The organism is Leptospiraceae bacterium, assembly GCA_015075105.1.
Lineage (GTDB): Bacteria > Spirochaetota > Leptospiria > Leptospirales > Leptospiraceae > JABWCC01.
This window is the reverse complement of record JABTUZ010000001.1, coordinates 232,114-258,221: the sequence shown is the minus strand read 5'-3', so window position 1 is coordinate 258,221 and position 26,108 is coordinate 232,114. Positions and strand designations below refer to the sequence as shown.

The window sequence follows — 26,108 nt, the reverse complement described above, 5'->3', positions numbered from 1 at the left end:
GAATTGTGTTTTAAGCACAGAATTGAATCTAATTTTGAGGGCGTATAAAAATACGCTCCCCCTGCTGGGCTCGAACCAGCGACCCAATGATTAACAGTCATTTGCTCTACCGACTGAGCTAAAGGGGAGTATCAATTTCAAGGATTTTTTTAAATAGATTACTGTCAATTCTTTTTACTGTAGGTGAAATGGATCGTTTATTCAACAATCCAAAGAAGATTTGTTTTAAATCAATTGTTTAGGTAGCTGAATCTTTTTTTTGTAATTTTAAGATAGAAAGTATTTTACAAAATTTCATTAGTCAAATACTATAACAAGCTTGAGTTAGGACAGTTCGGGAATTTTGTACTTCTATAGATTAAATAATTTTGGTTTCTAAAGCAAAAGGTTAGTTGAAAAAATTTCTGTTTTAGTTGGAATTTTCATGATTTTTCCGATTGAAAATAGTTTCACAAATTGTTTATTTTTTACTATTTGTTTTTATGCAAAAAATTGAGAAAAATGCATTGATTGAAAAATAGGCTTTTTTTGCGAGGATTTGACTAAAAAAAATTTAAAAAAAAATAAAAATTTATAAAATTTTTTAAAACTTTTCTCTTGCAAAGACTGAGAGACATAATTCTTATGTTTTCTTACGCAGGTGGTGTGATTTATAATGAAATTTAACAAACATTTTACTAAAAACTCTAATTCTTTATATCCGGGGATAGAATGGACTACTAAAAATTCAAAAATAGGAAATGCAGACGGATCTACAGTGTTTGAAGCCAAAGACATTGTAGTTCCATCCTTTTGGTCGCAGGTGGCTACCGATATTTTAGCCCAAAAATATTTTCGCAGGCGAGGAATTCCCAAGTATTTAAAGCGTATAGAGGAGAAAGGAATCCCTGAATGGCTGCAAAGGTCTGTCCCTGATGAAGAAAAGTTGGCTAACCTAAACCCGGAAGACAGGACTATTGGTGAAAATGACTCAAGACAGGTGTTTCACAGGCTTGCCGGTTGTTGGACCTATTGGGGGTATAAGTACGGGTATTTTTCCAATGAAGAGAGTGCACGTATTTTTTACGAAGAAACTATTTATACTCTTGCAAGCCAGATGGCCGCTCCAAATTCTCCACAGTGGTTCAACACTGGTCTTCACTGGGCTTATGGAATCGACGGCAAATCTCAAGGGCACTACTACGTAGATCCTAAATCAGGTAAACTAACCAAGTCTAACTCTTCTTATGAGCACCCTCAACCACACGCTTGTTTTATTCAAAGCGTTGACGACGACCTCGTAAACGAGGGTGGGATAATGGACTTATGGGTGAGAGAAGCAAGACTCTTCAAATATGGCTCCGGGACAGGAACTAATTTTTCCAATTTAAGGGGAGAAAATGAGCCTCTATCCGGTGGGGGAAAAAGCTCTGGTCTTATGAGTTTTTTAAAAATTGGGGACAGAGCGGCAGGTGCAATTAAATCCGGTGGAACTACAAGAAGGGCAGCCAAAATGGTTTGTTTAGATTTGGACCACCCGGACATCGAAGAATTTATAGAATGGAAAGTAAAAGAAGAAAAAAAAGTAGCATCACTCGTAACAGGCTCTATCCACAACAATCGAGCCTTAAACAAGGTGATGAAATCTTGCTTTGATTTTACTCCAAAAGAAAACGAAAAAGAAAGATTTCTACCAAATAAAAACCCGATTTTACGAGAAGCGATTCGAGAAGCAAGGTCTGTATTTGTACCAGATAACTACATTAAAAGGGTGATTGATCTTGCAGAGCAAGGTTTTACAGAAATACTTTTTGAAGAATTGACGACCGACTGGCAGTCAGATGCTTACAACACTGTATCCGGTCAGAATAGCAACAATTCTATTCGAGTTACAAATGAATTTATGGATGCAGTAGAAAAAGACACTTCTTGGAATTTATACAATAGAACTGAATTAGAAAAATCTAAAAAAGAGAAAAGAGAGCCTAAGCCTATTAAAGTGCTTAGGGCAAGAGAGCTTTGGGATAGAATTTCTTATGCAGCTTGGTCGAGTGCAGACCCCGGCACACAATACCACACAACAATTAACGAATGGCACACTTGCCCGGAAGATGGGGAAATAAAAGCCTCTAATCCTTGCTCGGAATATATGTTCTTGGACAATACTGCATGCAACTTAGCTTCTGCCAACCTACAGAAATTTATCAATTTTGAAAGCTACCAATTCGATGTAGAGTCATTTAGATACTTGTGCAGAATCTGGACTTTGATTTTAGAAATATCTGTCACTATGGCTCAGTTTCCATCCAAAGAAATTGCAGAGCTTTCCTATAAATTTAGAACACTAGGACTTGGTTACGCAAACCTCGGATCAGTCCTAATGGTTCTTGGAGTACCTTACGACTCTAAAGAGGCTATGGGAATTACAGGTGCGATCACGAGTATAATGCACATGACTGCCTACTCCACCTCTGCCGAAATAGCATCCAAGCTCGGGACTTTTAGCGGATACGAAAAAAATAAATCTCAGATGTTAAAAGTAATCCGAAACCACAGAAGAGCAGCGTATAACGCATCCGCAGAAGAATACGAAGGATTGACTATTGTTCCTGTTGGAATTGATTCGTCTAATTGCCCCGGTTACTTGCTACAGGCAGCAAAAGAAGATTCTGACAAGGCACTCGAACTCGGTGAAAAATACGGATTTAGAAATGCCCAAGTCACAGTAATTGCACCCACAGGCACAATCGGTCTTGTAATGGACTGCGATACTACCGGGATTGAGCCTGATTACGCATTAGTGAAGTACAAAAAATTGGCTGGAGGAGGATATTTTAAAATTATCAATCAATCCGTCCCACCCGCTTTAAAAAAATTGGGTTATTCTCAATCAGAAATAGAAGCGATTGTAAACTACTGCAAGGGCTACGCTACTCTAAACGGAGCACCTTTCATAAATACTCAGAGCTTAAAAGAAAAAGGTTTCACAAACGAGGTATTAGGAAAAATAGAAAAAGAATTGCCTCTTGTGTTTGATCTGAATTTTGCATTCAATAAATTTTTACTTGGTGAAGAATTTTTAACAAAAACTCTGAAAGTTCCTTTAGAAGAAATGAATTCTTTAAGTTTCAACTTATTGGAATTTATAGGATTTACCAAAGAAGAAATACGTCAGGCGAATGACTATGTTTGCGGCACTATGACTGTAGAGAATGCACCTTTCTTAAAAGAAAAAGATTACCCTGTTTTTGATTGTGCAAACAAATGCGGAAGATATGGAAAAAGATACCTCTCTTATGAATCCCATATAAAAATTATGGCAGCAGCCCAACCATTCATCAGTGGAGCGATTTCTAAAACGATCAATCTTCCAGAAAACGCCACCATAGACCACGTAAAAGATGCGTATAATTTAAGCTGGAAATTGATGATCAAAGCAAATGCACTCTATAGAGACGGATCCAAACTTTCTCAACCTTTAAATTCTGTATTGGAAATTTTAAACTTTGAAGATTCTGAAATTCCAAAGTCGGAAGAGAAAAAAGAAGAAGCTGTAAAAGTAACCGAAAAAATTATTTATCGGTACTTATCTCAAAGAAGAAAACTTCCTACAAGAAGGGCAGGCTACACACAAAAAGCAATGGTCGGAGGACACAAGGTTTACCTAAGAACAGGTGAATACGAAGACGGCCAGCTCGGAGAAATTTTTATAGACATGCACAAAGAAGGTGCAGCGTTTAGAAGCCTAATGAACGCATTTGCAATTTCCATTTCGCTTGGACTGCAACACGGGGTTCCTTTAGAAGAATTTGTAGAAGCATTCACTTTCTTTAAATTTGAGCCTAATGGGATTGTTTCTGGAAATCAACATATAAAGATGGGCACATCTGTGATAGATTATATTTTCAGAGAGCTTGCAATTACCTATCTCGGAAGATACGACCTTGCACAAGTCTCTCCAGAAGATCTGCGAGGAGATGAAATAGGAAGAAGTAAGCCCCAAACAGTGGGCACAGACTCTTCTCTGCAATCTACCGTAATCACAAAAGAAATTAATGAAAGTACGGTCACGCCGACTTCCGTGAAAACATTTACTCCAACTCCACTTTCTGTAACTGAGGTAATCGCAAGAGCAGAGGTTCTTACTGCAAAAGTTGCGGTATCTTCAGAATCATCTTCAAAAGAAGAGGCAAGAATCAAGGGCTACACCGGAGACTCTTGCTTGGAGTGCGGATCTTTTCAAATGGTTAGAAATGGCTCTTGTTTGAAATGTATTTCTTGCGGATCTACAACCGGCTGTAGTTAAAATTTTTGGAGAAAAACTCCTTGATTCTACTTCGTGGACTTCCTGGCTGCGGTAAGTCCACGCTTTCAAGAATATTGAGCGAAAACGGGAAATACCCCGTATTTTCTATTGATGACTATTTTACAAACCCTGTTACAAAAGAGTATTCTTTCGATTATTTGAAAAATCATTTAGCTTATTCAGATTGCGAAAATAAAACTGAATCAGCCCTGCAATCCAAAATGAAAAAAATTTTTGTTGATAACACATTTATAACCGAACGGGAGATGGTGGCTTACTTCCATTTGGCTTCCAAATACGATTACAATATTTTTGTAGTTACGGTAGAAAATAGACACAATGGAAAAAATATTCACGACATACCTGATGAGCAATTAAAGAAGATGGCTGAAAAATATAAAGTCAACTTGATTCCTTAAACTCGAAGACTCATGTGCTTTAGTTTTTTTATAAAAGCAAAATATCAAAATAGAGAAAATTCTTTCCAAGAAAAAAGATATAAATAGGTGCATCAAAGATTTAAAAAATATAGAACATCCAAGTTTTTTTGTAAGTACACAATAGAATTCTTATTGATTAGAATTCTTATTTTAAAAAGGTTACAGAAGGGAGAATAACAGAAATGATTTTTGGAATATTAAAAGAATCTGAAGACGAAAGAAGAGTCGTCATGCTCCCCGAAGAAGTTGAGACTCTTATTAAATCTGGTCATTCAGTTCTTGTAGAAAATAAGGCTTCAGAAGGGTGCAATTACCCTGATAAAAAATACTCGGATGTGGGTGCAAAACTTGTCGGGAAAAAAGAAATTTTCGACAGTGCTGAATTTGTATTAAAAATAAATCTGCCGACAAAAGAAGAAACTTCTCTTTTAAAAAATGGGCAGTTTTTTATGTCGATCCTTCAACCAGTAATCAATTCAACACTGATTCAAGAGCTTTCAGAAAAAAAAGTCACTGTATTTAGTTTGGATGCAATTCCTAGAATCACTCGTGGTCAGAGTATGGATGTACTATCTTCTCAAAGTACAATTGCAGGATACAAAGCAGTGCTTTTGGCAGCCGGTCTTTATCCTAGATTTTTTCCGATGCTCACCACAGCTGCCGGAACAATAGCGCCTGCGAAAATGTTGATTATAGGAGCAGGTGTTGCAGGCTTACAAGCAATCGCTACTGCAAGAAGGCTTGGGGCAGTTGTAGAGGTATTTGACACAAGACCTGAAGTGAAAGAGCAAGTTCAAAGTCTTGGAGGAAGATTTGTAGAAGTAGAGGGCGCAGCAGACGCTACTAAAGCCGGTGGTTATGCAGTTGAGCAAAGCGAAGATTATAAAAAACGCCAGAAAGAAGCAATCCACAAATCTGCAATAAAGTCAGATATTATTATTACCACTGCTCTGATACCTGGGAAAAAAGCTCCGGTGCTCATTACAAAAGAAATGATAAAAGAAATGAGACCCGGATCAGTCATAATTGATTTGGCATCTGTGATGGGTGGGAACTGTGAACTCACCCAAGATAAAAAAACAATTCTTGAAAATGGTGTAACCATTGTAGGGGATTCCAATTTGCAAGGTACAGTGCCAATTGATGCAAGTAAAATGTTCGGAAAAAATATTTTGAATTTTTTGAAAAATATGACTAAAGACGGAAAGATTCAATTGAATTTAGAAGATGAAATTGTTTCGGGAACATGTATTTCGCATAACGGTCAAATACGTCATGCGCCAACTCTCGAAGCACTCAAAAAATAAGGAGAAGACATGGAAGAACTATCAAAATTTTTTTTAGACAATTTGAACATGATTTATTTTGTAATACTGTCTATTTTTGTTGGAGTAGAAGTAATTTCAAAAGTACCCGCAGTACTTCACACTCCTTTAATGAGTGGAGCCAATGCGATTCACGGGGTAGTAATAGTTGGTGCCATTTTAGTCATGGGAAGTGCTGAGAGCGACAATACTTTTGCCATAGTACTCGGTTTTTTAGCAGTGATACTCGGCACTCTAAACGTTGTTGGAGGTTTTGTAGTTACTGATAGAATGCTCGAAATGTTTAAGAAAAAATCCAAGGTAAAGAAATGAATATGAACACACCTTTAATTGAATTAGCCTATCTTTTTGCTTCTGTATCTTTTGTAATTGGTTTAAAAATGCTTTCACACCCGGATTCTGCAAGAAAAGGGAACTGGCTGGCTGCACTCGGTATGGGGCTTGCAATAATACTTACCATGTTCGTAAGCACCGTAAAATCAGAAAACTATATCTATATTATTTCTGCACTTGCAATCGGTACAATCCTAGGCACTGTTTCTGCAAAAAAAGTAAACATGAAAGCTATGCCTCAGATGGTTAGCTTGTTTAACGGTATGGGGGGAGCCTGTGCTGCTGTAATTTCTTTAGTGGAATTCAACCACCACCCCGATATCCAATCCGGTTTAATGAATACCACAGGAATCGTAATTCTACTCGGAATGTTAATCGGCTCTGTGTCATTTTCAGGAAGTATGATTGCTTTTGGAAAACTACAAGGGTATAAGGCAATAGAAAAACCGGTTGGTTTCCCTTTACAAAAATATGTGAACTTTCTCGTTTTAGTATCTACCTTTGTATTGGGGTATTTTATTTTAGCTAAAAATAGCCCCCAAGAAGCCATGAATTTATTCTACTATATGTTTGGAGCATCTATTCTTTATGGAATCTTATTCGTGCTCCCTATCGGTGGAGCGGACATGCCGGTAGTGATTTCACTATTGAATTCATTTACAGGAATGGCTGCTGCATTTGCTGGGTTTTTATACAACAGCAAGGTAATGCTCACAGGTGGAATCCTTGTCGGATCTGCCGGAACAATCCTTACAGTTGTGATGTGCACTGCGATGAATAGGTCTCTATTCAATGTGATTTTTGGCAGTTTTGGTGCAAGCTCTTCTGGTGGAGGCTCTGGCTCGGCTACAGACACTACTGTAAGAGAAGTATCTATTACGGATGCTGCAATTTTAATGAGTAACGCAAGAAAAGTAGTGATTGTGCCGGGTTATGGACTTGCAGTTGCACAAGCACAACACACCTGTCATCAATTGGATAAGTTACTCGAAGAAAAAGGAGTAGAGGTAAGTTATGCGATTCATCCTGTAGCTGGAAGGATGCCCGGTCACATGAATGTTTTACTTGCAGAGGCAGATGTGCCTTATCCTAAACTATTAGAGATGGACGAAATCAATCCACAGTTTTCTCAAACTGATGTAGTTCTCGTAATCGGAGCCAACGACGTAGTAAACCCTGCTGCAAGAAACAACCCGCAAAGCCCAATTTATGGAATGCCTATTCTGGATGTTGACAATGCAAAAAATATCATAGTTATGAAAAGAAGTATGAACGCAGGGTATGCAGGAATTGATAATGAATTGTTTTATGACGCAAAAACTAAAATGCTTTTTGGGGATGCAAAAGGAACTTTAGCAAAATTAGTATCTGAAGTAGAAGCCTATTGAATATAGAAAGACAGCTTTATTGAAAAATACTTTCTAAGACAATAGAAATTTATTACTTCTCTATAAAAATAGAGATAGAAAATATATATGAGAATTCTAAATCTAAAAACTAACTATTTTGCGTATATTACCATGCTTGTAGTTTTTGGATTTGGAATATTTTTTATATTAAAATATGGAAAAAATTTAGAGTCACAAAACACTCAAAATTTCAACACTAAAACAAACAACCAAGACTCAAATTCCATCAATGAAGTTCAATCCGAGAAAAGTAAGAGCTTTTCATTTAAAGAAATAAAAAATTTAGTCAACCTCCCTCTTCCGCTTTTACTTGTTCAAGTAATCTTGATCATTCTATTTTCAAGACTTTGCGGAATGTTTTTCAGAAAAATCGGACAACCAATGGTGATTGGTGAAATTCTTGCCGGAATTTTATTAGGTCCTTCTTTTTTCGGTTTAGTTTTTCCAGAATTGAGTGCAATTGTATTTTCTACAGAATCATTAAAGCAACTCCAAATTTTAAGTCAAATAGGTCTTATTTTTTTCATGTTCATCATCGGAATGGAGCTCGACCTGCATCAAATCAAAGCAAAAACAGAGGCTGCCATATTTACAAGTCATGCAAGTGTAGTAATTCCATTTCTTTTAGGCTCATTCACTTCAATCTTCTTGTTTGAAAAGTATGCACCAAGAAATATTTATTTTTCGTCTTTCTCTTTATTTATGGGAATTGCCATGAGTATCACTGCTTTCCCGGTATTGGCAAGAATCATTCAAGAAAGAGGGCTTATTAAGTCAAAGCTCGGTACGATGGCATTGACTTGCGCTGCAGTTGATGACATCACCGCTTGGTGCGCACTTGCTGTTGTTGTAACTGTAGTACAGACAGGAACAATTCTTACTGCGATGACAACTATCGTCCTTTCCATGATCTATATCGGTATAATGATTTATTTTATTCAACCACTTTTGAGTAGAATGGGGTCTATTTATGCTTCCAGAGAAATTTTAGGAAAAGGAGTCATGTCGGCAGTTCTGGTCCTACTTTTTTCCTCTGCTTTGTTTACAGAAATGATTGGAATCCACGCTCTATTCGGTGCATTTCTTGCGGGAGTCGTGATGCCTGCATCGACAAAATTCCGAAAAATACTGTCGGATCGCTTAGAAGACATTAGCATGACTTTTCTTTTACCTCTATTTTTTGTTTTCACAGGACTAAGAACACAAATCAATTTATTGAATGAAAGCGATCACTGGATTACACTTTTACTGATAATTTCAGTTGCTGTTCTTGGAAAATTCGGAGGGAGTTCTATCGCTGCAAAATATTCTGGAATGAATTGGAAAGATTCACTTTCACTTGGTGCTTTAATGAATACCAGAGGACTCATGGAGCTTATAATTTTGAATATTGGTTACGACCTCGGAGTTCTAAGCCCTTCTATATTCACAATGATGGTGATTATGGCAATTGTTACAACTTTTATGACAGGACCTCTACTTACATGGATTCAAAAAAGAAATTTATTCCCTGAAAGAAAAAAAGACAAACTCAAAACTATCAAGAAAAAATTCAAAATTACCTTTACTTTTGGTCCATCCGAATCAGGAATTTCTTTTATAAAACTTATAAGCGGACTCATCAACCGAAAAAAGAAAGAATGGGCTTTTGCACTTCATTTTTCTCCACCTTCCGATTCTGCAATTCCCACGGAGAATATAAACGAAAGAGAAGAAAAATTTTTCTCGCCTATTCTTTCTCTTGCAAATGAACTCGACCTGAAAGTTCGACCTGTTTTTTCAATTTCTATCGACGTACAAAAAGATATTACAAAATACGTAAATCAGATTTCGCCTAACTTCCTTTTTCTGGGTGCAGCAAGAACAATTTTTGGTGATAGTGTTACAGGTGGAAAGGTAGGAGAAATCATACGTGAGCTAAACTGTGGAGTGGGAGTTTTTATAGATCAAGGATTTATATCAACCAAAAAAATACTTCTCCATTACTATAACCCGAAAAATGACGCACTTCTTGAAATTGCCGGAAGGTATTACATTAATTGTGAAAGCGAAATCTCTATATTGGTTGAAAATCCCGATGAAGATTTTTCTAAAGAAAAATTAAAAAAGTTTTTTCATTACAACTCTAAAAGAAAAAAAATAAATCCTATACGAATTATTCACAATAATATACTTAGCTCTTCCTATATTCAATATTATGACCTTACCCTTGTCGATATGGAATACTGGAGGGTGATGAAAAATCTGAACAATGAATGGATGAAAGAGTTAAATTCTTCGATACTACTTCTAAAACCACCTAAAAAATTTTATAGATAATCAAAGAAGTTCAATTCTATATCATCCAAAAAGATAAATATTGACTTTATTTAGAAATGCAAGATCATGGCTATATGAAAATAGGAAATTTTCCAGAACTGATTAATGAGTCTGCAGCAAAAATTATCGCACTTTCTGTAGTTATTTTTTCTGTTCTATCTATATTAACACAATCATCAATACCCGCCTTCTTTCTTTTGTACGGATTTTTTGCAAGAGTATTGTATGGACCAAAATTTGATTTAATGTCAATACTTGCATTAAAATTTATCATACCCACCCTAAACCTTCCGTCTAAAATGGCTTTCGGTCCGCCAAAAAGATTCGCTCAACTTATAGGGTTAATTTTTACAATAGTCGGAATTCTATTTTTTTACATTGGAGAAGAGTTTCTATTTATTTTAACTTTTGGCATTCTTTCTATTTTTGCGTTTTTAGAATTAGCTCTTGGCTTTTGTGCCGGTTGTTTTATGTTTTCCTATCTTGTAAAATGGAAGCTATTACCAGAATCGGTTTGCGAGAAATGCAGTAATATTAATTTTGATATATAACGCTTACTACCCAACTTGCAAACAAATTAAGCAAGAACTGGGTATCACTAATAAATGGCGTACCTGCAAAAAGTCGTTTTTTGAAAAGGCAATTGTTCAAAAAGCCAATAAAAGTGCCATTTTCTAGCGTTGTAAAAAGCCCTGAAAGGGGTTTTTGCAGTTGCGTCATAAATTGCATTTTTGCTTTAAGTATTTGAGCGTATTTATTCCCAAGAAAGATTTTTTTGCAGATGTGCGATGGTAATTTTCTTATACGCAAATGAATTATATTTCAAATCAACAATTTTTCAAAAAAATATTATTCTGAGTACTCACTTCAACTATAATCAAAAACAAACAATGCCATTTTTTTCTAATGACTTGAATTTTACTTTTTAATTTTTGTAAGTAAGATGAATTTTTATAAATTTTTACTTCTAATATCTTGCGTATATTTTTTTTCAATTAGTTATCTATATGCAGATGATATAATTTTGAAAACAGATACTGATTTTATTTCTCCTAATTACGATGGATACAACGATTTTCTAAAATTTAGTATAGAATGGAAAAACCCACTGCGTTTAAAAAACTGGGTTCTGTCTATAACAGATGAATCCGGGAAAATAGTGAAAACTTTTCAAGCAGATACAAGACATAAAAGGAGAAAAAATTTTCTTCTATATTTGTTTTCTGATAATAATCAATTAGAACCACTCGATATTCCATTACCAAACTCAATTCTTTGGCTTGGAACTGATTTTCTTGGAAAAGTTTTGCCAGATGGTAAATACACCTGTAACCTTTCACTGACTACGGATAGCGATAGAGAGCTTACATCCACAGAAAGAGTTGTTTTTTTAGATTCAGTTTATCCGAAAGCCGAAGTAAAAATCGATCAAAAATATTTTTCACCAAATAAAGACAAAATCCAAGACACACTGAATATCAAGCATACTATCAAGGGTAGCTACGAGGATAAGTGGCAAGGAATATTTTTAAACGATAAAAATGAAGTTGTGAAAACCTATCAATGGGATACCAAAAATGTACCTTTTAGTTTGAACTGGGATGGAAGAAATGATAGAGGAATTCTATTGGACAATGGCACTTATACTTACCAATTCACAGGTGAAGACAAAGCTCAAAATAAAATTCATATCCAAATCAATGGGATAGTTTTAAACCAAGAAATGAAAAGTATTGATATCCAATCGAATTTGCCGATCTTTTCGCCTAACGCACAAAACAAGGAAAATCTTCCGGTATTTACTCCAATCGTTCCACCACGCTTAAAATTAGACCACTACAAATTTTTGATATTTAAAAAGAAATCAAAAGAAGAAGAAATTATTTATGAGTCCAATGGCGAACGAATTCCTGATGAATTTACATGGAATTTAAAAAATCAAGCAGACGAGATTCTTCAAGATGGAGTATATTTTTATAAATTAGAAATTCAATCCGATGGGTTTCTTGTAAGCTCTTACGAAAAAACCTTTTCTATCGACTCTAAAAGAATCAAAACTGACTTTTCTTTCAGTTCAAAAAACTTCACTCCGGATGGAGATGGCGAGGATGATTTTTTAGAAATTCGACTAAAAATTTATAATCGAAAAATTCATTCATGGAATTTATATCTAATAGAAAAATATATAGAAAACGGAAAAATGCATAGAACTAAATTAAAATCTTGGACAGGACTAAACAATCCATCCGATACAATTGTATGGGATGGATTGAGTGATGAGGGAATTTTGGTTGGCTCTCTATCTCAATTGGAATTAGAATTTACCGGAATAGACGATCTAAATGAAGAGTTTTTTCTAAGAAGTGAGAATTTTGCTACCGGAATTTTAGCAGTAATGAATAATTCATCGATTCGAATCTCTGTTCCTGAAGGAAAAATCTTAGAATCAGAATCAAGGTATTTAAAACAAATCAAATCTATTTTAAGTTATTACCCCGGGTATAAAGTTGAAATTCAATCTCATGCTTCTCAACCTGGAGACAATCATGAAAATTTACTGAAAACAGAAAATCGTGCGAGAAATATTTTTGAGAAGCTATATGAAAAAAAATTCTTTTTTAACAGGTTTTCATTTAGAGGGATTGGTGAAGTCGAGCCTTTACTTTTACAAATCAATGACTACGCTTTTTTTAAAAATAATAGGATTGATATACTTCTTTTCAAATAATTTTTTTTATTACAGTCCATAAATTTAAAAATACATAACCTTCCTTTGATTTCTCACAAGAACAGGTGGAATCGGAACTCCATCCCCACCTAAAGAATGAATTTTTTTATTTCCTATTGATATAGAGATTCCTCTTATTTCAGGGATTTGCAGCAAACTATACGTTAGTTGGTCTATCCTGTCTTTTAAGATTTCAGGTCCAGCTCCATACCCAAACTCATCATTCAAATTAATGCGCAAGATTCCATCTTGAATTACAAAATCTTTTGAATAGAGTAATTTTGATGGAATTGCATTTAGGATTCCTTTTTCTTTTTCTTCTGCATTCGGACCCTTAATTAATTCATTTAGTATAATCTCAATATTTTTCTGTGTTGATTCACCAGATTCTCTGGCAACACGAGCAAGCCTTGAATGACTTTTATTTCCTTTCCCGTAAAACTTTAAAAAATACACATACAAAGATTCTATATTTTTACTTGCAGGCTCATCCGGTTCTTCAAAAAGAGGGATAGAAGAATCTTCCGAGATCTCTGTTTCATCGTTTACAGAAAGTTTCTCTGAACTTGGATTTTCTACTTTTTCATTTTTATCTTGCCGGACTGTCTCAATTTTATCTACAAAATTTTTACCGATATTTTTAAAACCTTTAGGTTGAGCCATTTCTGCTTCAGATATATTTTTCTTGTTTATCCCCTTATCTAAAAGAACCAATACAAACAGAATTCCTGATAAAAGATATAAAAATGATTTAAATTGTTCAGAGGTATTTCCGGGAACTGCCACACTATATTTTCGGTTAATTTAGTTTACCCATGTAGAAGATATTTTAAAGCATCTGAACTGTTAAAATCCCTAATCGCTTATAATTAATTATTTTTATTTTACCTTTTTACACAGTTTCTCTATAGATTTTTTTTATTACAAGGCTCTCTTTTCTTTGTTTCTTCTTTTTTTGTTTTTTTGCTACATCTTATGTCGTATCAGCCTATTGTATCGTATAGTTTTTCTCTTGGAGAGGTAAACTCCTACCGCAATAGAACTGACCTTGGGTGGAACTCCAAAGTCATAGAACTTGGCAGGGATGATTATGTCCCATCCGGCAATGTCAAGTAACAAAAGAAGAGTAAAAAGAGCCGTTCGGGAAATACCAAGCCATTGAGCAAACTCACCTAGCTCAATCCAATCTGCATTCTCTGGACGAAAATTCTTCTTTTGCAAATTTTGCCCTTCTTCCTGATACACCGTCTTCACACAATCCAACTTTTCAAAAGTCCGCCAAAGTAACACATTCCTATATCTCTCCAGCAATTCGTGCAAGTAATCTTCTCTCGAAATAGTTTCAGTCCTCGAATTAAACTCATCCATAAATTTTTCTGGAATAAGCAGACTCGATTGAGTTCGCTCAAATTTTTCCGGGTTCATAAATTTCTCCTTAAAATAAAATTCTCTGTCCTCTATGATAAGGTAAAAAAACATACTAATAGAAATAAAATTTTACTGATTTTAAGAAATTTTATTTAGCTTTTAAAATGTCCCCAATCTGCATTAAATGTGTAATCTCTCAAAATCCCAAAAAAGTAGAGTTCCACATTTTTGCATAAAAGGTGAACAATTGGTGTAAAACATGCACTTTACTGAAAAGAGTGGAGATCCCACATTTTCACACGAAAAGTGAAAAATCTGCACTAAAAGCGTAAACTCAAAACATTTATATAAAAAGAAAATCTAATTGAAAAAAATTTCCACCTCCACTATTTCTGACCTCAGACATCAGGCATCAGTCCTCTGAATTGGAGTTCCCACATTTTTGCACGAAAAGTACTGAATCAGCACTAAATACGTAACTTCTAAAAAAGTTGGGTTAGTGGAAAAAAAACACAATTAGAGAATCCTCAAAGAAATCCATACACATAAAAGCCTTTATTTTAAAGGGTTTTTTAGAATTATGGACATATTGTAATAAAATCTATGGCATCTCAAAGCACAGAAAAAGAAGAAGCACTAAAATACCATTCTGACTACCCCAAGGGAAAGACTTCAGTGGTATCAACAAAGGCAACTTCCAATTCTCACGACCTATCTTTAGCCTACACACCTGGAGTCGCCTACCCTTGTTTAGAAATTCAAAAAGATAAGGATCTATCTTATCAATATACAAATAGGGGGAATTTGGTCGGAATCATTACAAATGGTACCGCAGTCTTGGGGCTTGGAGATATTGGAGCAGCATCGGGAAAACCGGTAATGGAAGGAAAGGCAGTACTGTTTAAAAAATTTGCCGGAATAGATGTGTTTGATATAGAGTTGGACACAAAAAACCCCGAAGAGTTCATTCGTGCCGTAAAATTAATGGAGCCTACCTTTGGTGGAATCAATTTAGAAGATATTAAAGCCCCTGAGTGTTTTCATATAGAACAAACTCTAATTGATACAATGGATATCCCTGTATTCCACGACGACCAACACGGAACATCTATAATAGTAACTGCGGCGCTCATAAATGCACTCTATCTCAATGGAAAAAACCCATCAAAAATAAAAGTAGTCATCAGTGGTGCGGGGGCTGCGGCTGTTGCAATTGCTTATATGATTTGTAACATCGGTATTCAAATGAATAATATATTTTTAGTTGACTCGAAGGGTGTTATCAACCACAAAAGAACTGACTTAAACGAAATAAAAAAGCAATTTATACGAAACACAGACAAGTCAACTCTGGATGAAATCATGGAGGAGGCTGACCTTCTGATTGGAGTGTCTAATAAAGATATAGTTTCAAAATCAATGGTAAAAAAAATGTCTAAGGATCCTATTATTTTCGCGTTATCCAATCCTGACCCAGAGATCAGCTATGATGATGCAATCTCTGTACGAAATGATTTGATTATGGGAACAGGAAGAAGTGATTTCCCTAACCAAGTAAACAATCTCCTCGGATTTCCTTATATATTCCGAGGTGCACTTGATGTCAGATCAAGACAAATCACTCTTGAGATGAGGCTTGCAGCAGCGTATGCTTTAGCAGAGCTTGCACGTGAGCCTGTCCCGGATGAAGTTGCAAAAGCATATTTCGGAGAGAAGTTCCATTTTGGAAAAGATTATATAATCCCGAAGCCATTCGATAAAAGAGCTTTATTCAAAGTAGCTCCAGCAGTGGCTGAGGCTGCGGTAAATTCAAAAGTCGCAAGAATTCCTTACATAGGAAGAGAAAAGTACATACAAGAATTGAAAAAAATCCAACGAGAATAAAAACATGGAACACGACGGAAAATACTTCTTCACAAATCGAGTTGGACAAATTTATAAGTTTGGAGAATTCCTTGGGAACTTAGACTATCTTAGATTAGAAGATGAGATCAAAGATGAAGAAGGTAGAGTTTTAGTTCAAGCAAAAAGACCGTTAAAAGACACTATCCTTCAATCCCTCATCAACCGAGGGTTAGATGAAAAATTAACTCTTCGTTTTGAAAATACAGAATATTTCGAATCCCACCTAATTTCTATGGTTATCAGCAAATCAGACAAACTACTTGGACTGAATTCTTATTCCTTTCCTGCCCATCTACTCAAATCCACAGAGGTAGATATGGATAGGGTAATCCGAAGTGCTTTAAAAAATAAATTTTTCCTGGGATTTATGATTCTTACTATGTTTAATGAATCGGCAGTTTTGGACCATTTATTTGAAGTGACACTGACAAGCATTGGATTATATGCAACCCAAAAAAAAGACAATTTAACCTATTCAGAACTAATTCATTTATTTCAAGCAGGAATGCTCCACGATTATACAACCATGAATTCGGTTAAATGGGAAGAAGAAGAAATATTTGGAGGAGAATCCAACCATGATGCACTTTCTGCAAGTGAAATCGACAGAAAAGAAATTGCCAAAGAAGTATCCAAAATCATCGACGGACACAACAGAATTGAGTTACGATATCTGAATGCAGACAAAAGAGATAATTGGTATTCTGATCCAGTAGAATTATCAAGAATAATTTTGAAATTAGTAGAATATTTTAATTTTCAAAAAAGACTATTGGCAAATGAAGAATCTTCAACCGAAAAAGTAATGTATGACATTTCCCTTCAAGCACAAAAAGGATATTTTCCAAACCCTGTTATCAAAGGGTTTGTGGGATTTTTTAATAAATATACTGAATTTTTTACCTATGGCTCAGATATAGGAAAGGTAGAAAATAAGTGCCCTCACGGAAAATTTGCACTTGCCTACCCAAAACCTAAGTCAACCCAAGTAGTTTGTAAAAACCCTGAAATTCCGTGCAAACACAGACTCGCATCTCAACCAATCAAAGTAGTGGCTATTGAAAACGAAAAACATAAGTCCAGACTTGGGGATCATTTAGAACCCGGATGGTATGAAAAATGTGCTTTTTCAAACGATTTACCTATTCCTCCAAACGATATTTAGAGTAAAGAGTATTCCTCAAGAACTTCTAAGGCTGATTTTTCCCAGAAGAATCTTTTTGCATTCCAGAATCCCTTTTGAATAAATTTCATTCGAGAGGAATCTGTTTTAGTTGCTTGCAAATATACTTTCAAAAAATCTTCCTCACTTTTCGGATCAAAAAAATATGCGCTATTTTGCAGTACCTCAGGTAAAACAGATGCGTTAGACGAAATCACAGGACAACAACAACTTTGTGCCTCTAAAACAGGAAATCCAAAACCTTCGTACAATGAAGGATAGATAAAGAAATAAGCCCCGCAATACAAAAGGGCAAGCTCCTCTATTTCAACTCTCGGAAAAATTATTACTCTTGGGTTTGGGTTACTTGCTTCGATTTTTAAATACTCTGGAATTTCTTTTCCTATACCTGCGACTACAAGAGGTATATTTCTCTTCTTTTTTTCCCAAACAAAATTCAAAGATCGAATCAAAAACTCTACATTTTTGTGTTTTTTCCCGATCCCTATGGTTAAAAAGTATTTTGTAGGAAGAGAATATTTTTTCTTAAAGTTTTGAATATCCCTTATTTTTCTTGGATAGAAAATTTTCTTATCTATCCCATTGTAAATAACTCGAATTTTTTCCGGTGAAAAGTGAAATTCATCTATTAAGTCTTTTTTTGTAAATTCAGAAACAGAAACTACTTTTTTTGAGAATTTTAAAATTATCCAAAATACAATTTTTATATAAACCTGTTTTAACAAACTACCGTGAAATTCTTTCATCTTAAAAGGAATTATATCGTGAATAGTTACGATACATTTTCTTACGAAAAATATCGGAATGTTAAAATGCGGAATGTCTAATATATCCATATCCAACATTTTTACATGACCGAAAAACTCACGAATCCCATAAATCTTGGCTTGATAGTCTATAATTTCAGCTTGATAGGAAAATTTTATCAGTTTTTTCGGATCACCAAATAAATAGATTTTAAACATTTTATTGTTTTCAAGCAAAGCATTTACCAAAGAATCGATTCGTATGCCGATTCCTGAATGCTCTATCATCCTGCAATCTATCCCTATTTTTTTCTGCATACTTTCTTTATTTTCAATAGGATAAAACAAGTGAAGAAGATTTTTTTATTTTTAATACTTTCCTCTCAATTTTTTTACTGCATGAACGACAAACCTCTTTACTATAGTTTTGAAGAATCCAATTCAAAAATTATAAAAGCGTTTGCAGCAAAAGATTCTGCCTGCGGAACCCATCACAATATTACCAGCTTCATGCCCGGAAAAAGCAGAAAAGTGGATATCGATACTTGTGTAAAAGTCATATCTGCCATAGACTGCAATAGCTGGAATTCTACAGACCCGACTCCAATTCAATGTAAAAATATGGAGTACCGAATAAAATAATTTTAAGATGAGTGACTTGAATTGAATTTTCCTCTTCAGTTTTCAGAAATGGCTCTTTTTATTTCTCTCGTCATTGCACTCTTTTCGTTTTTACTTCTTTTATTCAATATTTCTTTTAGACAAAATTTTCTAAAATCAATTAAGATAAAAACAGAACCACCCCAAAATAAAAAAAAGGAAAAACTTTCTATTGTAGAAATGTTTGACTATCTCGGAACAAAAATCTTACAAGAGGATGGGAAATATACAGTAAATGAAAATGGAATTGTGAAGTCTTTTCCGTCGTGGGAAAAGCTACCGCAGAAATACCAAAAAATGGTACACGAATTGGATAAAAGATCTAATCCTACTCAAAATAAAAATCCCGATGATTTTTTTATGGAAGTAATCAATGGAGTCTATTACGTTACCATGCCAAACGGTAAAAAGAAAAAATACAATAGTTTAAAAGAAATTCCGATTAGATTAAGAAAATTAATCGGAAAATAATTAATCTTTTGGTACCTCAAAAATATTTTTTCCTATTTTAAAAGCCCAAATTAAAAGCGCAACGATAAAAATAATCGAGGCGTAAGCTAAATGAGAAAAAGTTCTTTCCGGCAAGAAAAATGCAGTAGCTCTGTTAAATGCTGCAATAATCAACAAGCTCGCAAAAATTAGAAAAATATTGGATGATTTTTCGTAGGCGAGATCTTTACCGGCATGAGACATCACTACTCTGGACATAATAGACATGATGAATAGACTGACTCCACTAATAAAGTATATATGAGCATAGTGCGCAGAATACCTTCCTCCAAACGAATGACCTAATAGTCCGAGTAAAAACATCCAAATAGATATATAAATTGTTACGGACAGTCTTCCCGAAAAACTTTTAAATTCCAAGATATGGAAATATCGAATAAACCAAAATACCAAAGCACCAAGTCTGGATGCTCTGCAAACGATTGAAACCCACTCAAGATCTGTATGGAATAAAGCTACAATTTCAAATACAAAAGAAAGTCCAAATACAACAATCATCATTAAAGTGTGAGTAGGAGGAATGGACTCTGCTCTTTGCATCCAAGCCATTCTTACTTGCGGATTTTGCCCTTGAGTTACAGGAATAATCAATTTTGTACCTATTCCTATAATTATTAGAGGAAGCATCCCATAAAATATTAAAATTTTTCCTGCAAAAAAAGTTTCATTTTTTAAAAATAAGCTAAGCAAAATAAACAATGCGCCTAACGCACCTAAAAAGAGTCCTGCCAAAAATACTTGAAGGTACCCAGGAAATTTAAAACCCGATGCTTTGTATCTTTTTGCAGTAAAGTAAAATAAAGAAAAGAAAAACAAAAAACTAAAAGAATAAAAAAAGATCGGGTATGAATACAGAAAAAAGAACACAAATAGAGACAAATACAAAGAAAACAAAACTCCCACAAATGCAGGCTTCATAGGACTTGTAGCAGTAAACCTTGGTATGGCAGTAAGTGCAAACCCCGCAACAATTGGAGACAAAAATAAATTGAATAAAATCAAAATATGCTCTTGGATCGGATAATTATTTCTAGGAAGAAAAAAAAGTATTTCAGGACTCAAAAAAGAAAATTGCTTTTGTAACAACCACGCAGGAATCCATATACCCGCACCAATCAAAGCCCCTAAAATTCCAAGTGGGAAAAATATTCTATACGGCTCGTCTGTTTTATTTATTATTTGCTTTAATTTATTCATGTTTTATAATCCTATTTTATTTATCTTAAAAGGTAATTGATATAGATCAAATAACTTTCTAAATTACTGATTGAGGCTTCCTCTCTCTGAGAGAATTTTATATTTTCCGTCTTTGTGAGAAATAATGCCATCGTCTTCTAATATCTTTAGACTCCTACTCAAGGTCTCCGGGGTAGTTCCAAGAATCAGGGCAAGGTGTTTTTTTTGAATAGGGATTCCCACATATTCATCCTTTCCACCCGTTTCTTCAAAAAACAACAGCAATCTATGCTTTACATCGTTCAACATGATAGATGTAAGCCTTTGCTTTAAAGTAAAAATCATGTCCACAATCAAAGCAGAAAATTCAAATAGAAATTCTGGATCTTTCAATAAAAGTTTTTTAAAAATATTTCTGTCAAAAAAACTCAAAGCACCCTCTTCGATTGCCTCACATGAGGCAGGATAATAGGAAATTTCCTGAAATAAATGAGGGGCAGCAATCAGTCTCCCTTTTGATGATATATGCAAAATTGCTTCTTTTCCTTCGTAATTAATGTTGTACAATTTAAACTTCCCGGATTCTACGACAAAAAATCCCTTAAAAGTATCTCCTTCATTGAACACAATTTGTTCAGGAAAAAATTTTTTATGGACTAAGATACTTTTTACTTCATCTCTAATATTTCCCGGAACTATATCCCAAAATTGTTTTGATTTTACGTTTGTCATACGAACCTCAAGGTTTATTTGCGATTTTTACGATACAATAAACAATGATAACCAAATACGCTAATCTGTAAACCCTACCGCGGTTTCATGCTGAAAAAATAAAAATACAGCAATATTTTCACCTATTTTCTGAAAAAATACAATTTATGACGCTACTGCAAAAACCAGGGCTTTTTACAACGCTAGAAAATGGCACTTTTATTGGCTTTTTGAACAATTGCTTTTTCAAAAAACGACTTTTTGCAGGTACGCCATTTATAGGAAAAATATTTCTACTTTAATTGTTTACATAATAAAAAGAGAAAAAAATATAAAATTAAGTGGATTTCATGGTCGATTTAAAGAAAATTTATTCAGTTTACTTCTTAGTCCTTTCTATTTCAATATACCCATCCTCAACTAACGCCGAAAATTTTAAAATTTATAAAGTCAAAGAAAAGGATACCCTTACTAAAATCTCCAAAGAGCAGTTAAATGACCCAAGAAAATGGAGAGAGTTCCTTAAATTCAATAAAATTGATAACCCAAATCTGATTAAGCCCGGGTTAGAATTAAAAATTCCCGATAGCCTCGCAAAAAAACCAAGCCAAGAAAATACACCGGTAGCGAAGATTGATAAATTAAAGGGAGAGGTAAGCTTAAAAACTGGTAACGAAAATGTACAAGCAAAAATCGGAGCTTTACTTCATCAAGGCGAAATAATTACTACAAGTGAAAATTCGGCAGTTGAGATTAATTATTTCGACGACCCCGAAGTGATTATAAGTCTAAAACAAAACTCTACTCTAACAATCAAAAAAGACAAAGTCAAGACTTCTGAGCTTAACTTTGGGGAAGCTGTATTTTTTGTTTTCAGGAAAATTCCTGGCGAAGACACTGTTTTTAAATTGGTTACGCCAAGCGCTCACGCTGGTGTAAGAGGAACTGTGTTTGGTGTTTCAACAGACAAAGAAGAAACTTCTAAATATTCTTGCTTCACCGGAGTGGTAGATGTCAAGGCACAGGGCAAAACTGTAGTTTTACAAAAAGGGTATGGGACTATCGTGAAAAAAGGTGAGCCTCCCATGGAACCATTTTTATTACCGGGTGAAATCAAAGTTAAAACTCCACCAAAATGAAAAATTTTTACCTTCATCTCTATGTTTTATTCAGTGTTACTCTCAATCAAACAATTTACGCTCAAGGGAAATTTGCACAAATTGAATGGGAAAAAGACGAAAGATCAGAAAAATATCTATTGCAAATTTCCAAAGACAAAAGTTTTTTTAATCTAATACACGAAGAAACCACAAACAAAAATTCTATCCTACTTCCATTAAGTGAAAAAATAAATGAGAATCTATTCGGAAGGGTAGCAGGGATCGGAAAGCACGATATACACGGTTTTTTTTCTAAACCATTCCTAATAAAAATTATGATGGTTGAAAAACCTGTAACTCCCTTAGTTCAAAAAATTGAAGAGAAAGAGAAGTTAGACGTTTACATTCATGAGAATAAGCCGTATGTGTCCAATCGTATCAACTTTTCGTTTCACACTGAAAATACAGGCGCTACATCCGGAACTACATTCTATAAACTAAATAGTGGAGAATGGCTGAAATACACAGACACATTCCATTTTCTAAAAGAAGGCAGAAACATAATCTCATACTACACGATTGATCAATTAGGGAACAGAGAAAGAATTCAAGAAACTGAATTCTACTTAGATAGCACACCTCCTGAAATTTCGATTTCACCAAAAAATATTTCCAACCAGGGAAGATTTTACTATACAGGAAAGAATTCCTATTTTCAAATTACAGCGTTCGATGTAGGAGTTGGTTTAAAATCAATCGAATATTCTTTTAACTCGAATGGAGAAAGCACAAATTCTTTTCAACAATTGCAAGGCGAGAAATCAATTTCTATTCCTGAATACTGCTCCAATAAAAATTCGGTATTAACAGTTCGCGCAACCGATAACCTTGAAAATAAATCGGAAAAGCAATTTCTATTCTACCACGACACAACACCACCGGAAATTTTCACAGATATTCCTTCTGGGAAAGAATTCTTTAAACTGAATTCTAAAATTAAAATAACTGCAAACGATTTTCGTTCAGGTGTAAAATGGATACAGTTTTCTTTAAACAATAAGCCAATGGAATTTTATGCTGACTCGATAGAGCTTATTGATTCAGGAAAACAAACAATAAAAATTATTGCAGAAGATTTTTCGGGGAATATTGCAGTAAAAGATATTTCCGGGATCGAAGTCCTAAATCCGAAAAATTTGAACACAAAAATAAAGTAAGCCCCTTTAGTCTGAAATTATTTTCATTAGCTTACTTGCGATAGATGAATGAAAGTTTTGTTCCAATTGATTTAGCTTGCACCACTTTACTTCACAATCATTATCATAGCCCATGTCGTATTCTATTTTAGAAACCTTTAGTTTAATATTGTGGTGAGTGATAGAGTGACTTCTAAAAGAAGGGTATTCTATTCTTTTTTTAGAAAGGAAAATTTCTTCTATCCATTTTTCATTTCTGTATTCAGCTGGGAGTTTCTCACCTATGATCACAAAAGGTGGAGTAAATATGGTTTTAAAGAAACGTCTATTTCTATACTTTACCATTAGAGCTTTCTCATTTTTTTTCAATAATAAAAAATGCAATTCTATCGGAATTTTTTTTCTTTTATTTTGAAAGATAGGAATTTTTTTTTCTTTGAAATATTTTCTGGCTATACAAACTGAAGATAGTGGGCAGATTTCACAATTTGGAACTTTATTACAAATAGACGAACCCAGCTCCATCATTGCTTCGTTGTGGTCTCCCGGAAATTTTGTATTTAAAAATTCATCTGCAAATCCCTGAAGTTTTTTTTCTGATTTAGCAGTACCGACAATTTCTTCAAATAAAAACAATCTGGAAATTACTCTTTTCACATTTCCGTCAAGAACTGCATAAGGCTTATGAAAAGCGATAGATGATATAGCTCTTGCAGTATAAGCTCCGATGCCGGGTATTTGGATCAATTTTTCTAATTCTGATGGAATCTCTCCACTGAAGTGATCTATCACATACTTTGCCCCTTTCTTTAAATTTAGCGCTCTGGAGTAATATCCAAGTCCTTTCCAAAACGAAAGGACTTCTTCTTCGGTCGTCTCCGATAAAATTTTAATATTTGGAAATCGATTTATAAAATTCTGATAGAGGGGAAAAATAGTATTCATTCTCGTTTGTTGAAGCATGACCTCACTCACCCAAACAGTGTAAGGATTTCTATTTTTTCTAAATGGTAGATTTCTTTTATTTTTCAAAAACCATAGCAGAAGTTTTTTTTTTGAATCTTCCAATAATGATTTTTTTTTATCTGTGAATTCGAGTTTTGACAAATAAATTTATCGAATATTTTCCAAGAAATATTCTACATCCTCATGTTTTCCAAACACAGAAATAATATCTTTGGAACGAAATGGGGTAGTAGCCAAAGGAATTCCAAGAACTTCCAGAATCATATCGTCACTTTTTCTTTTTGCCTGAGAATTGACCCTGTATCTTTTTATTGTAACCAAAAGTAGTCCATAGTTTTCCTTTAATCCGACTTCCTCAACCGTCTTTCCTACAAAAAAGTCTGGCACAATAATATCTGAAATTCGATACTCATCTGAAATAATAGTATTCCCTTTTATATTGGAATAGCCAAACTGTTCTCCCATATTTTTTGCAGCATTTTCTTCCGGATTAAAAATATTTGTAATTCCAAGCATTTTCAGAATTCTTATATGCAAATCAGTCTGATACCTTGCATGGATTTCTCTGACTCCAATTCTTTTCAAAATATCTGCGGTGATTATCAGTGTTTCAAAATCGTCAGCAACAGCCAACACAACAAAATCCATCTCATCGAGTCCTTGAGATTTAAGAGCATCTTCTTCTGTAGAGTCAAGACAAATTGCGTTGGTGCTATCGTTGCGAATCTCGTGGATGACCTCTTCATTTTTATCTATAGCGACTACTTCATGACCTTCTAAAAATAAATATTGAACTAAGTGTTTTCCAAAATCTCCAAGACCGATTACAGCAATTCTCTTTTTTTTCATAAACCCTAATTTTTTATAATAAATGGAGTACCAGAAAAAAGTCAATCTTCATAAAAATTAATCTTATGAAAGAAAATCCTTTTCTATTCCCAATAGTTTTGCCGCATTCAAAAATTTTATTTTATTTTCTATCTCGCTTCCTAACTGAAATTTATTAATTCCTTTGGATTGCTCAACGTAATCATAAGGAATATTTGGAAAATCCGATCCAAATAAAATTCGATCTTGGTACTTTATGAAAAATTCTTTTCCTGGACAATTGTGTTCAAAAACAATAGTATGCACACAATTCATCGCTGTATCAAAATATACATTTTCAAAATCATCACAAATCTTGTTGTAGTCTCCGTATTCAAAAGCACCACAATGGGCAATTACTGTTTTTAGTCTTGGGAATCTCTCCAAGACTGTTCTAAGTCTATTTGCACCATCAAACTGGGTGTAAACCGGACCAGATCCCGGATGACATACTAATACCTTACCCTTGTCCTCCATCATCTCATATACAGGAAAAAATCTTTCATCGTCCAAGTTTTCTTTGGACACAAACGGGTGTAGCTTTATACCAGAAAATTTCCAGTCTTCAAAAATCTTTTTTGCAGTTTCTTCTACATTTCCGTCACCAGCGTATATTGTTCCGAATGGAATCATAGATGAATTCTTACCGGACTCTTCGCAAATGTATCGATTCAAATCCATTGCAATTCCTGCTTTATGAGCATAAACTAAAGTAGTGAATCTTTTTACTCCATTCTCATTCAAAGCGTTAGAAATTTCTTGCCGCGAAAATTTGTAATTAATTTTCCAAAGCCCGTTAGTGTGAGTTTCAAAATACTTCCAAATCGCCTTAAATATTGGTTTTGGAAAATAATGAACATGAAAGTCTATTAGCATTTTTC

Annotated in this window: 22 protein-coding genes and 1 tRNA gene; 14 read left to right on the top strand and 9 right to left on the bottom strand. The window is 34.4% G+C overall.

Annotated features, from left to right (window positions below):
* Positions 1-55 precede the first annotated feature (55 nt).
* Positions 56-128: transfer RNA gene (locus HS129_01310), tRNA-Asn, on the bottom strand.
* Positions 129-655: 527 nt separating this feature from the next.
* On the opposite strand from HS129_01310, the gene HS129_01305 reads away from it, so the two are divergent.
* The 8 genes from HS129_01305 to HS129_01270 all read left to right on the top strand — a co-directional run bounded on the left by HS129_01305 (position 656) and on the right by HS129_01270 (position 12,839).
* Positions 656-4,285: a vitamin B12-dependent ribonucleotide reductase gene (locus HS129_01305; GenBank protein ID MBE7410693.1), complete on the top strand. Its 3,630-nt coding sequence runs from the start codon at positions 656-658 to the stop codon at positions 4,283-4,285.
* Positions 4,286-4,290: 5 nt separating this feature from the next.
* Entirely contained in the window at positions 4,291-4,704 is a 414-nt protein-coding gene (locus HS129_01300) for an AAA family ATPase (protein MBE7410692.1), read from the top strand.
* Between the two features lie 203 nt (positions 4,705-4,907).
* The gene (locus HS129_01295) at positions 4,908-6,032 is read left to right on the top strand and encodes a Re/Si-specific NAD(P)(+) transhydrogenase subunit alpha (GenBank protein MBE7410691.1); all 1,125 of its coding nucleotides are present in this window, start codon (positions 4,908-4,910) and stop codon (positions 6,030-6,032) included.
* 9 nt (positions 6,033-6,041) lie between these two features.
* The gene (locus HS129_01290) at positions 6,042-6,362 is read left to right on the top strand and encodes an NAD(P) transhydrogenase subunit alpha (protein MBE7410690.1); all 321 of its coding nucleotides are present in this window, start codon (positions 6,042-6,044) and stop codon (positions 6,360-6,362) included.
* 2 nt (positions 6,363-6,364) lie between these two features.
* Positions 6,365-7,771: an NAD(P)(+) transhydrogenase (Re/Si-specific) subunit beta gene (locus HS129_01285; GenBank protein MBE7410689.1), complete on the top strand. Its 1,407-nt coding sequence runs from the start codon at positions 6,365-6,367 to the stop codon at positions 7,769-7,771.
* Between the two features lie 87 nt (positions 7,772-7,858).
* Entirely contained in the window at positions 7,859-10,111 is a 2,253-nt protein-coding gene (locus tag HS129_01280; GenBank protein ID MBE7410688.1) for a cation:proton antiporter, read from the top strand.
* A gap of 56 nt (positions 10,112-10,167) precedes the next feature.
* Positions 10,168-10,662 (top strand): DUF4395 domain-containing protein, encoded by a 495-nt coding sequence (locus tag HS129_01275; protein ID MBE7410687.1) that lies wholly within the window; start codon positions 10,168-10,170, stop codon positions 10,660-10,662.
* Positions 10,663-11,135: 473 nt separating this feature from the next.
* Positions 11,136-12,839, top strand: a complete 1,704-nt coding sequence (locus HS129_01270; protein ID MBE7410686.1) for a hypothetical protein — start codon at positions 11,136-11,138, stop codon at positions 12,837-12,839.
* 24 nt (positions 12,840-12,863) lie between these two features.
* Here the strand turns inward: HS129_01270 and HS129_01265 are convergent, their stop codons facing one another.
* Entirely contained in the window at positions 12,864-13,625 is a 762-nt protein-coding gene (locus tag HS129_01265) for a GerMN domain-containing protein (GenBank protein MBE7410685.1), read from the bottom strand.
* 180 nt (positions 13,626-13,805) lie between these two features.
* On the bottom strand, positions 13,806-14,264 hold the full coding sequence (locus HS129_01260; GenBank protein MBE7410684.1) for a DUF1564 family protein: 459 nt from the start codon (positions 14,262-14,264) through the stop codon (positions 13,806-13,808).
* A 546-nt stretch (positions 14,265-14,810) separates the two neighbouring features.
* Between HS129_01260 and HS129_01255 the strand changes: the two genes are divergently transcribed.
* Positions 14,811-16,091: a malate dehydrogenase gene (locus HS129_01255; GenBank protein ID MBE7410683.1), complete on the top strand. Its 1,281-nt coding sequence runs from the start codon at positions 14,811-14,813 to the stop codon at positions 16,089-16,091.
* A gap of 4 nt (positions 16,092-16,095) precedes the next feature.
* Positions 16,096-17,277 (top strand): hypothetical protein, encoded by a 1,182-nt coding sequence (locus tag HS129_01250; GenBank protein ID MBE7410682.1) that lies wholly within the window; start codon positions 16,096-16,098, stop codon positions 17,275-17,277.
* Here HS129_01250 and HS129_01245 read toward each other — a convergent pair.
* Positions 17,274-18,329, bottom strand: coding sequence for a glycosyltransferase family 4 protein (locus HS129_01245; protein ID MBE7410681.1), 1,056 nt, complete (start codon positions 18,327-18,329; stop codon positions 17,274-17,276). The genes HS129_01250 and HS129_01245 overlap by 4 nt on opposite strands.
* A 111-nt stretch (positions 18,330-18,440) precedes the next feature.
* On the opposite strand from HS129_01245, the gene HS129_01240 reads away from it, so the two are divergent.
* Both HS129_01240 and HS129_01235 read left to right on the top strand, forming a co-directional pair.
* Positions 18,441-18,683 carry a hypothetical protein gene (locus HS129_01240; GenBank protein ID MBE7410680.1) on the top strand — a complete coding sequence of 81 codons (243 nt, stop codon included), beginning with the start codon at positions 18,441-18,443 and terminating at the stop codon, positions 18,681-18,683.
* A 21-nt stretch (positions 18,684-18,704) separates the two neighbouring features.
* Complete coding sequence (locus HS129_01235; protein ID MBE7410679.1) at positions 18,705-19,172, top strand: hypothetical protein; 468 nt, start codon at positions 18,705-18,707, stop codon at positions 19,170-19,172.
* Here HS129_01235 and HS129_01230 read toward each other — a convergent pair whose 3' ends face one another.
* Positions 19,173-20,408 carry an NnrS family protein gene (locus HS129_01230; protein MBE7410678.1) on the bottom strand — a complete coding sequence of 412 codons (1,236 nt, stop codon included), beginning with the start codon at positions 20,406-20,408 and terminating at the stop codon, positions 19,173-19,175. It lies immediately after the preceding gene.
* 63 nt (positions 20,409-20,471) lie between these two features.
* Positions 20,472-21,119, bottom strand: coding sequence for a Crp/Fnr family transcriptional regulator (locus HS129_01225; GenBank protein ID MBE7410677.1), 648 nt, complete (start codon positions 21,117-21,119; stop codon positions 20,472-20,474).
* Between the two features lie 329 nt (positions 21,120-21,448).
* Here HS129_01225 and HS129_01220 point away from each other — a divergent pair, with 329 nt between their 5' ends.
* Positions 21,449-22,237: a FecR domain-containing protein gene (locus HS129_01220; GenBank protein MBE7410676.1), complete on the top strand. Its 789-nt coding sequence runs from the start codon at positions 21,449-21,451 to the stop codon at positions 22,235-22,237.
* Entirely contained in the window at positions 22,234-23,415 is a 1,182-nt protein-coding gene (locus tag HS129_01215) for a hypothetical protein (GenBank protein MBE7410675.1), read from the top strand. The genes HS129_01220 and HS129_01215 overlap by 4 nt, the downstream gene beginning before the upstream one ends.
* A gap of 6 nt (positions 23,416-23,421) precedes the next feature.
* Here HS129_01215 and HS129_01210 read toward each other — a convergent pair whose 3' ends face one another.
* The 3 genes from HS129_01210 to HS129_01200 all read right to left on the bottom strand — a co-directional run bounded on the left by HS129_01210 (position 23,422) and on the right by HS129_01200 (position 26,103).
* Positions 23,422-24,501: an A/G-specific adenine glycosylase gene (locus tag HS129_01210; GenBank protein ID MBE7410674.1), complete on the bottom strand. Its 1,080-nt coding sequence runs from the start codon at positions 24,499-24,501 to the stop codon at positions 23,422-23,424.
* Between the two features lie 6 nt (positions 24,502-24,507).
* Complete coding sequence (locus tag HS129_01205) at positions 24,508-25,209, bottom strand: TrkA family potassium uptake protein (GenBank protein MBE7410673.1); 702 nt, start codon at positions 25,207-25,209, stop codon at positions 24,508-24,510.
* Between the two features lie 63 nt (positions 25,210-25,272).
* Positions 25,273-26,103, bottom strand: a complete 831-nt coding sequence (locus tag HS129_01200) for an amidohydrolase family protein (GenBank protein ID MBE7410672.1) — start codon at positions 26,101-26,103, stop codon at positions 25,273-25,275.
* Positions 26,104-26,108: the final 5 nt, after the last annotated feature.

What these genes read in the sequence shown, in the direction of transcription:
- HS129_01305 (MBE7410693.1), top strand. Translation starts at nt 656, where the DNA reads ATGAAATTTAACAAACATTTTACTAAAAACTCTAATTCTTTATATCCG.
- HS129_01295 (MBE7410691.1), top strand. Translation starts at nt 4,908, where the DNA reads ATGATTTTTGGAATATTAAAAGAATCTGAAGACGAAAGAAGAGTCGTC.
- HS129_01290 (MBE7410690.1), top strand. Translation starts at nt 6,042, where the DNA reads ATGGAAGAACTATCAAAATTTTTTTTAGACAATTTGAACATGATTTAT.
- HS129_01285 (MBE7410689.1), top strand. Translation starts at nt 6,365, where the DNA reads ATGAACACACCTTTAATTGAATTAGCCTATCTTTTTGCTTCTGTATCT.
- HS129_01280 (MBE7410688.1), top strand. Translation starts at nt 7,859, where the DNA reads ATGAGAATTCTAAATCTAAAAACTAACTATTTTGCGTATATTACCATG.
- HS129_01275 (MBE7410687.1), top strand. Translation starts at nt 10,168, where the DNA reads ATGCAAGATCATGGCTATATGAAAATAGGAAATTTTCCAGAACTGATT.
- HS129_01260 (MBE7410684.1), bottom strand. Translation starts at nt 14,264, where the DNA reads ATGAACCCGGAAAAATTTGAGCGAACTCAATCGAGTCTGCTTATTCCA.
- HS129_01255 (MBE7410683.1), top strand. Translation starts at nt 14,811, where the DNA reads ATGGCATCTCAAAGCACAGAAAAAGAAGAAGCACTAAAATACCATTCT.
- HS129_01250 (MBE7410682.1), top strand. Translation starts at nt 16,096, where the DNA reads ATGGAACACGACGGAAAATACTTCTTCACAAATCGAGTTGGACAAATT.
- HS129_01245 (MBE7410681.1), bottom strand. Translation starts at nt 18,329, where the DNA reads ATGATAGAGCATTCAGGAATCGGCATACGAATCGATTCTTTGGTAAAT.
- HS129_01240 (MBE7410680.1), top strand. Translation starts at nt 18,441, where the DNA reads ATGAACGACAAACCTCTTTACTATAGTTTTGAAGAATCCAATTCAAAA.
- HS129_01230 (MBE7410678.1), bottom strand. Translation starts at nt 20,408, where the DNA reads ATGAATAAATTAAAGCAAATAATAAATAAAACAGACGAGCCGTATAGA.
- HS129_01225 (MBE7410677.1), bottom strand. Translation starts at nt 21,119, where the DNA reads ATGACAAACGTAAAATCAAAACAATTTTGGGATATAGTTCCGGGAAAT.
- HS129_01220 (MBE7410676.1), top strand. Translation starts at nt 21,449, where the DNA reads ATGGTCGATTTAAAGAAAATTTATTCAGTTTACTTCTTAGTCCTTTCT.
- HS129_01215 (MBE7410675.1), top strand. Translation starts at nt 22,234, where the DNA reads ATGAAAAATTTTTACCTTCATCTCTATGTTTTATTCAGTGTTACTCTC.
- HS129_01205 (MBE7410673.1), bottom strand. Translation starts at nt 25,209, where the DNA reads ATGAAAAAAAAGAGAATTGCTGTAATCGGTCTTGGAGATTTTGGAAAA.
- HS129_01200 (MBE7410672.1), bottom strand. Translation starts at nt 26,103, where the DNA reads ATGCTAATAGACTTTCATGTTCATTATTTTCCAAAACCAATATTTAAG.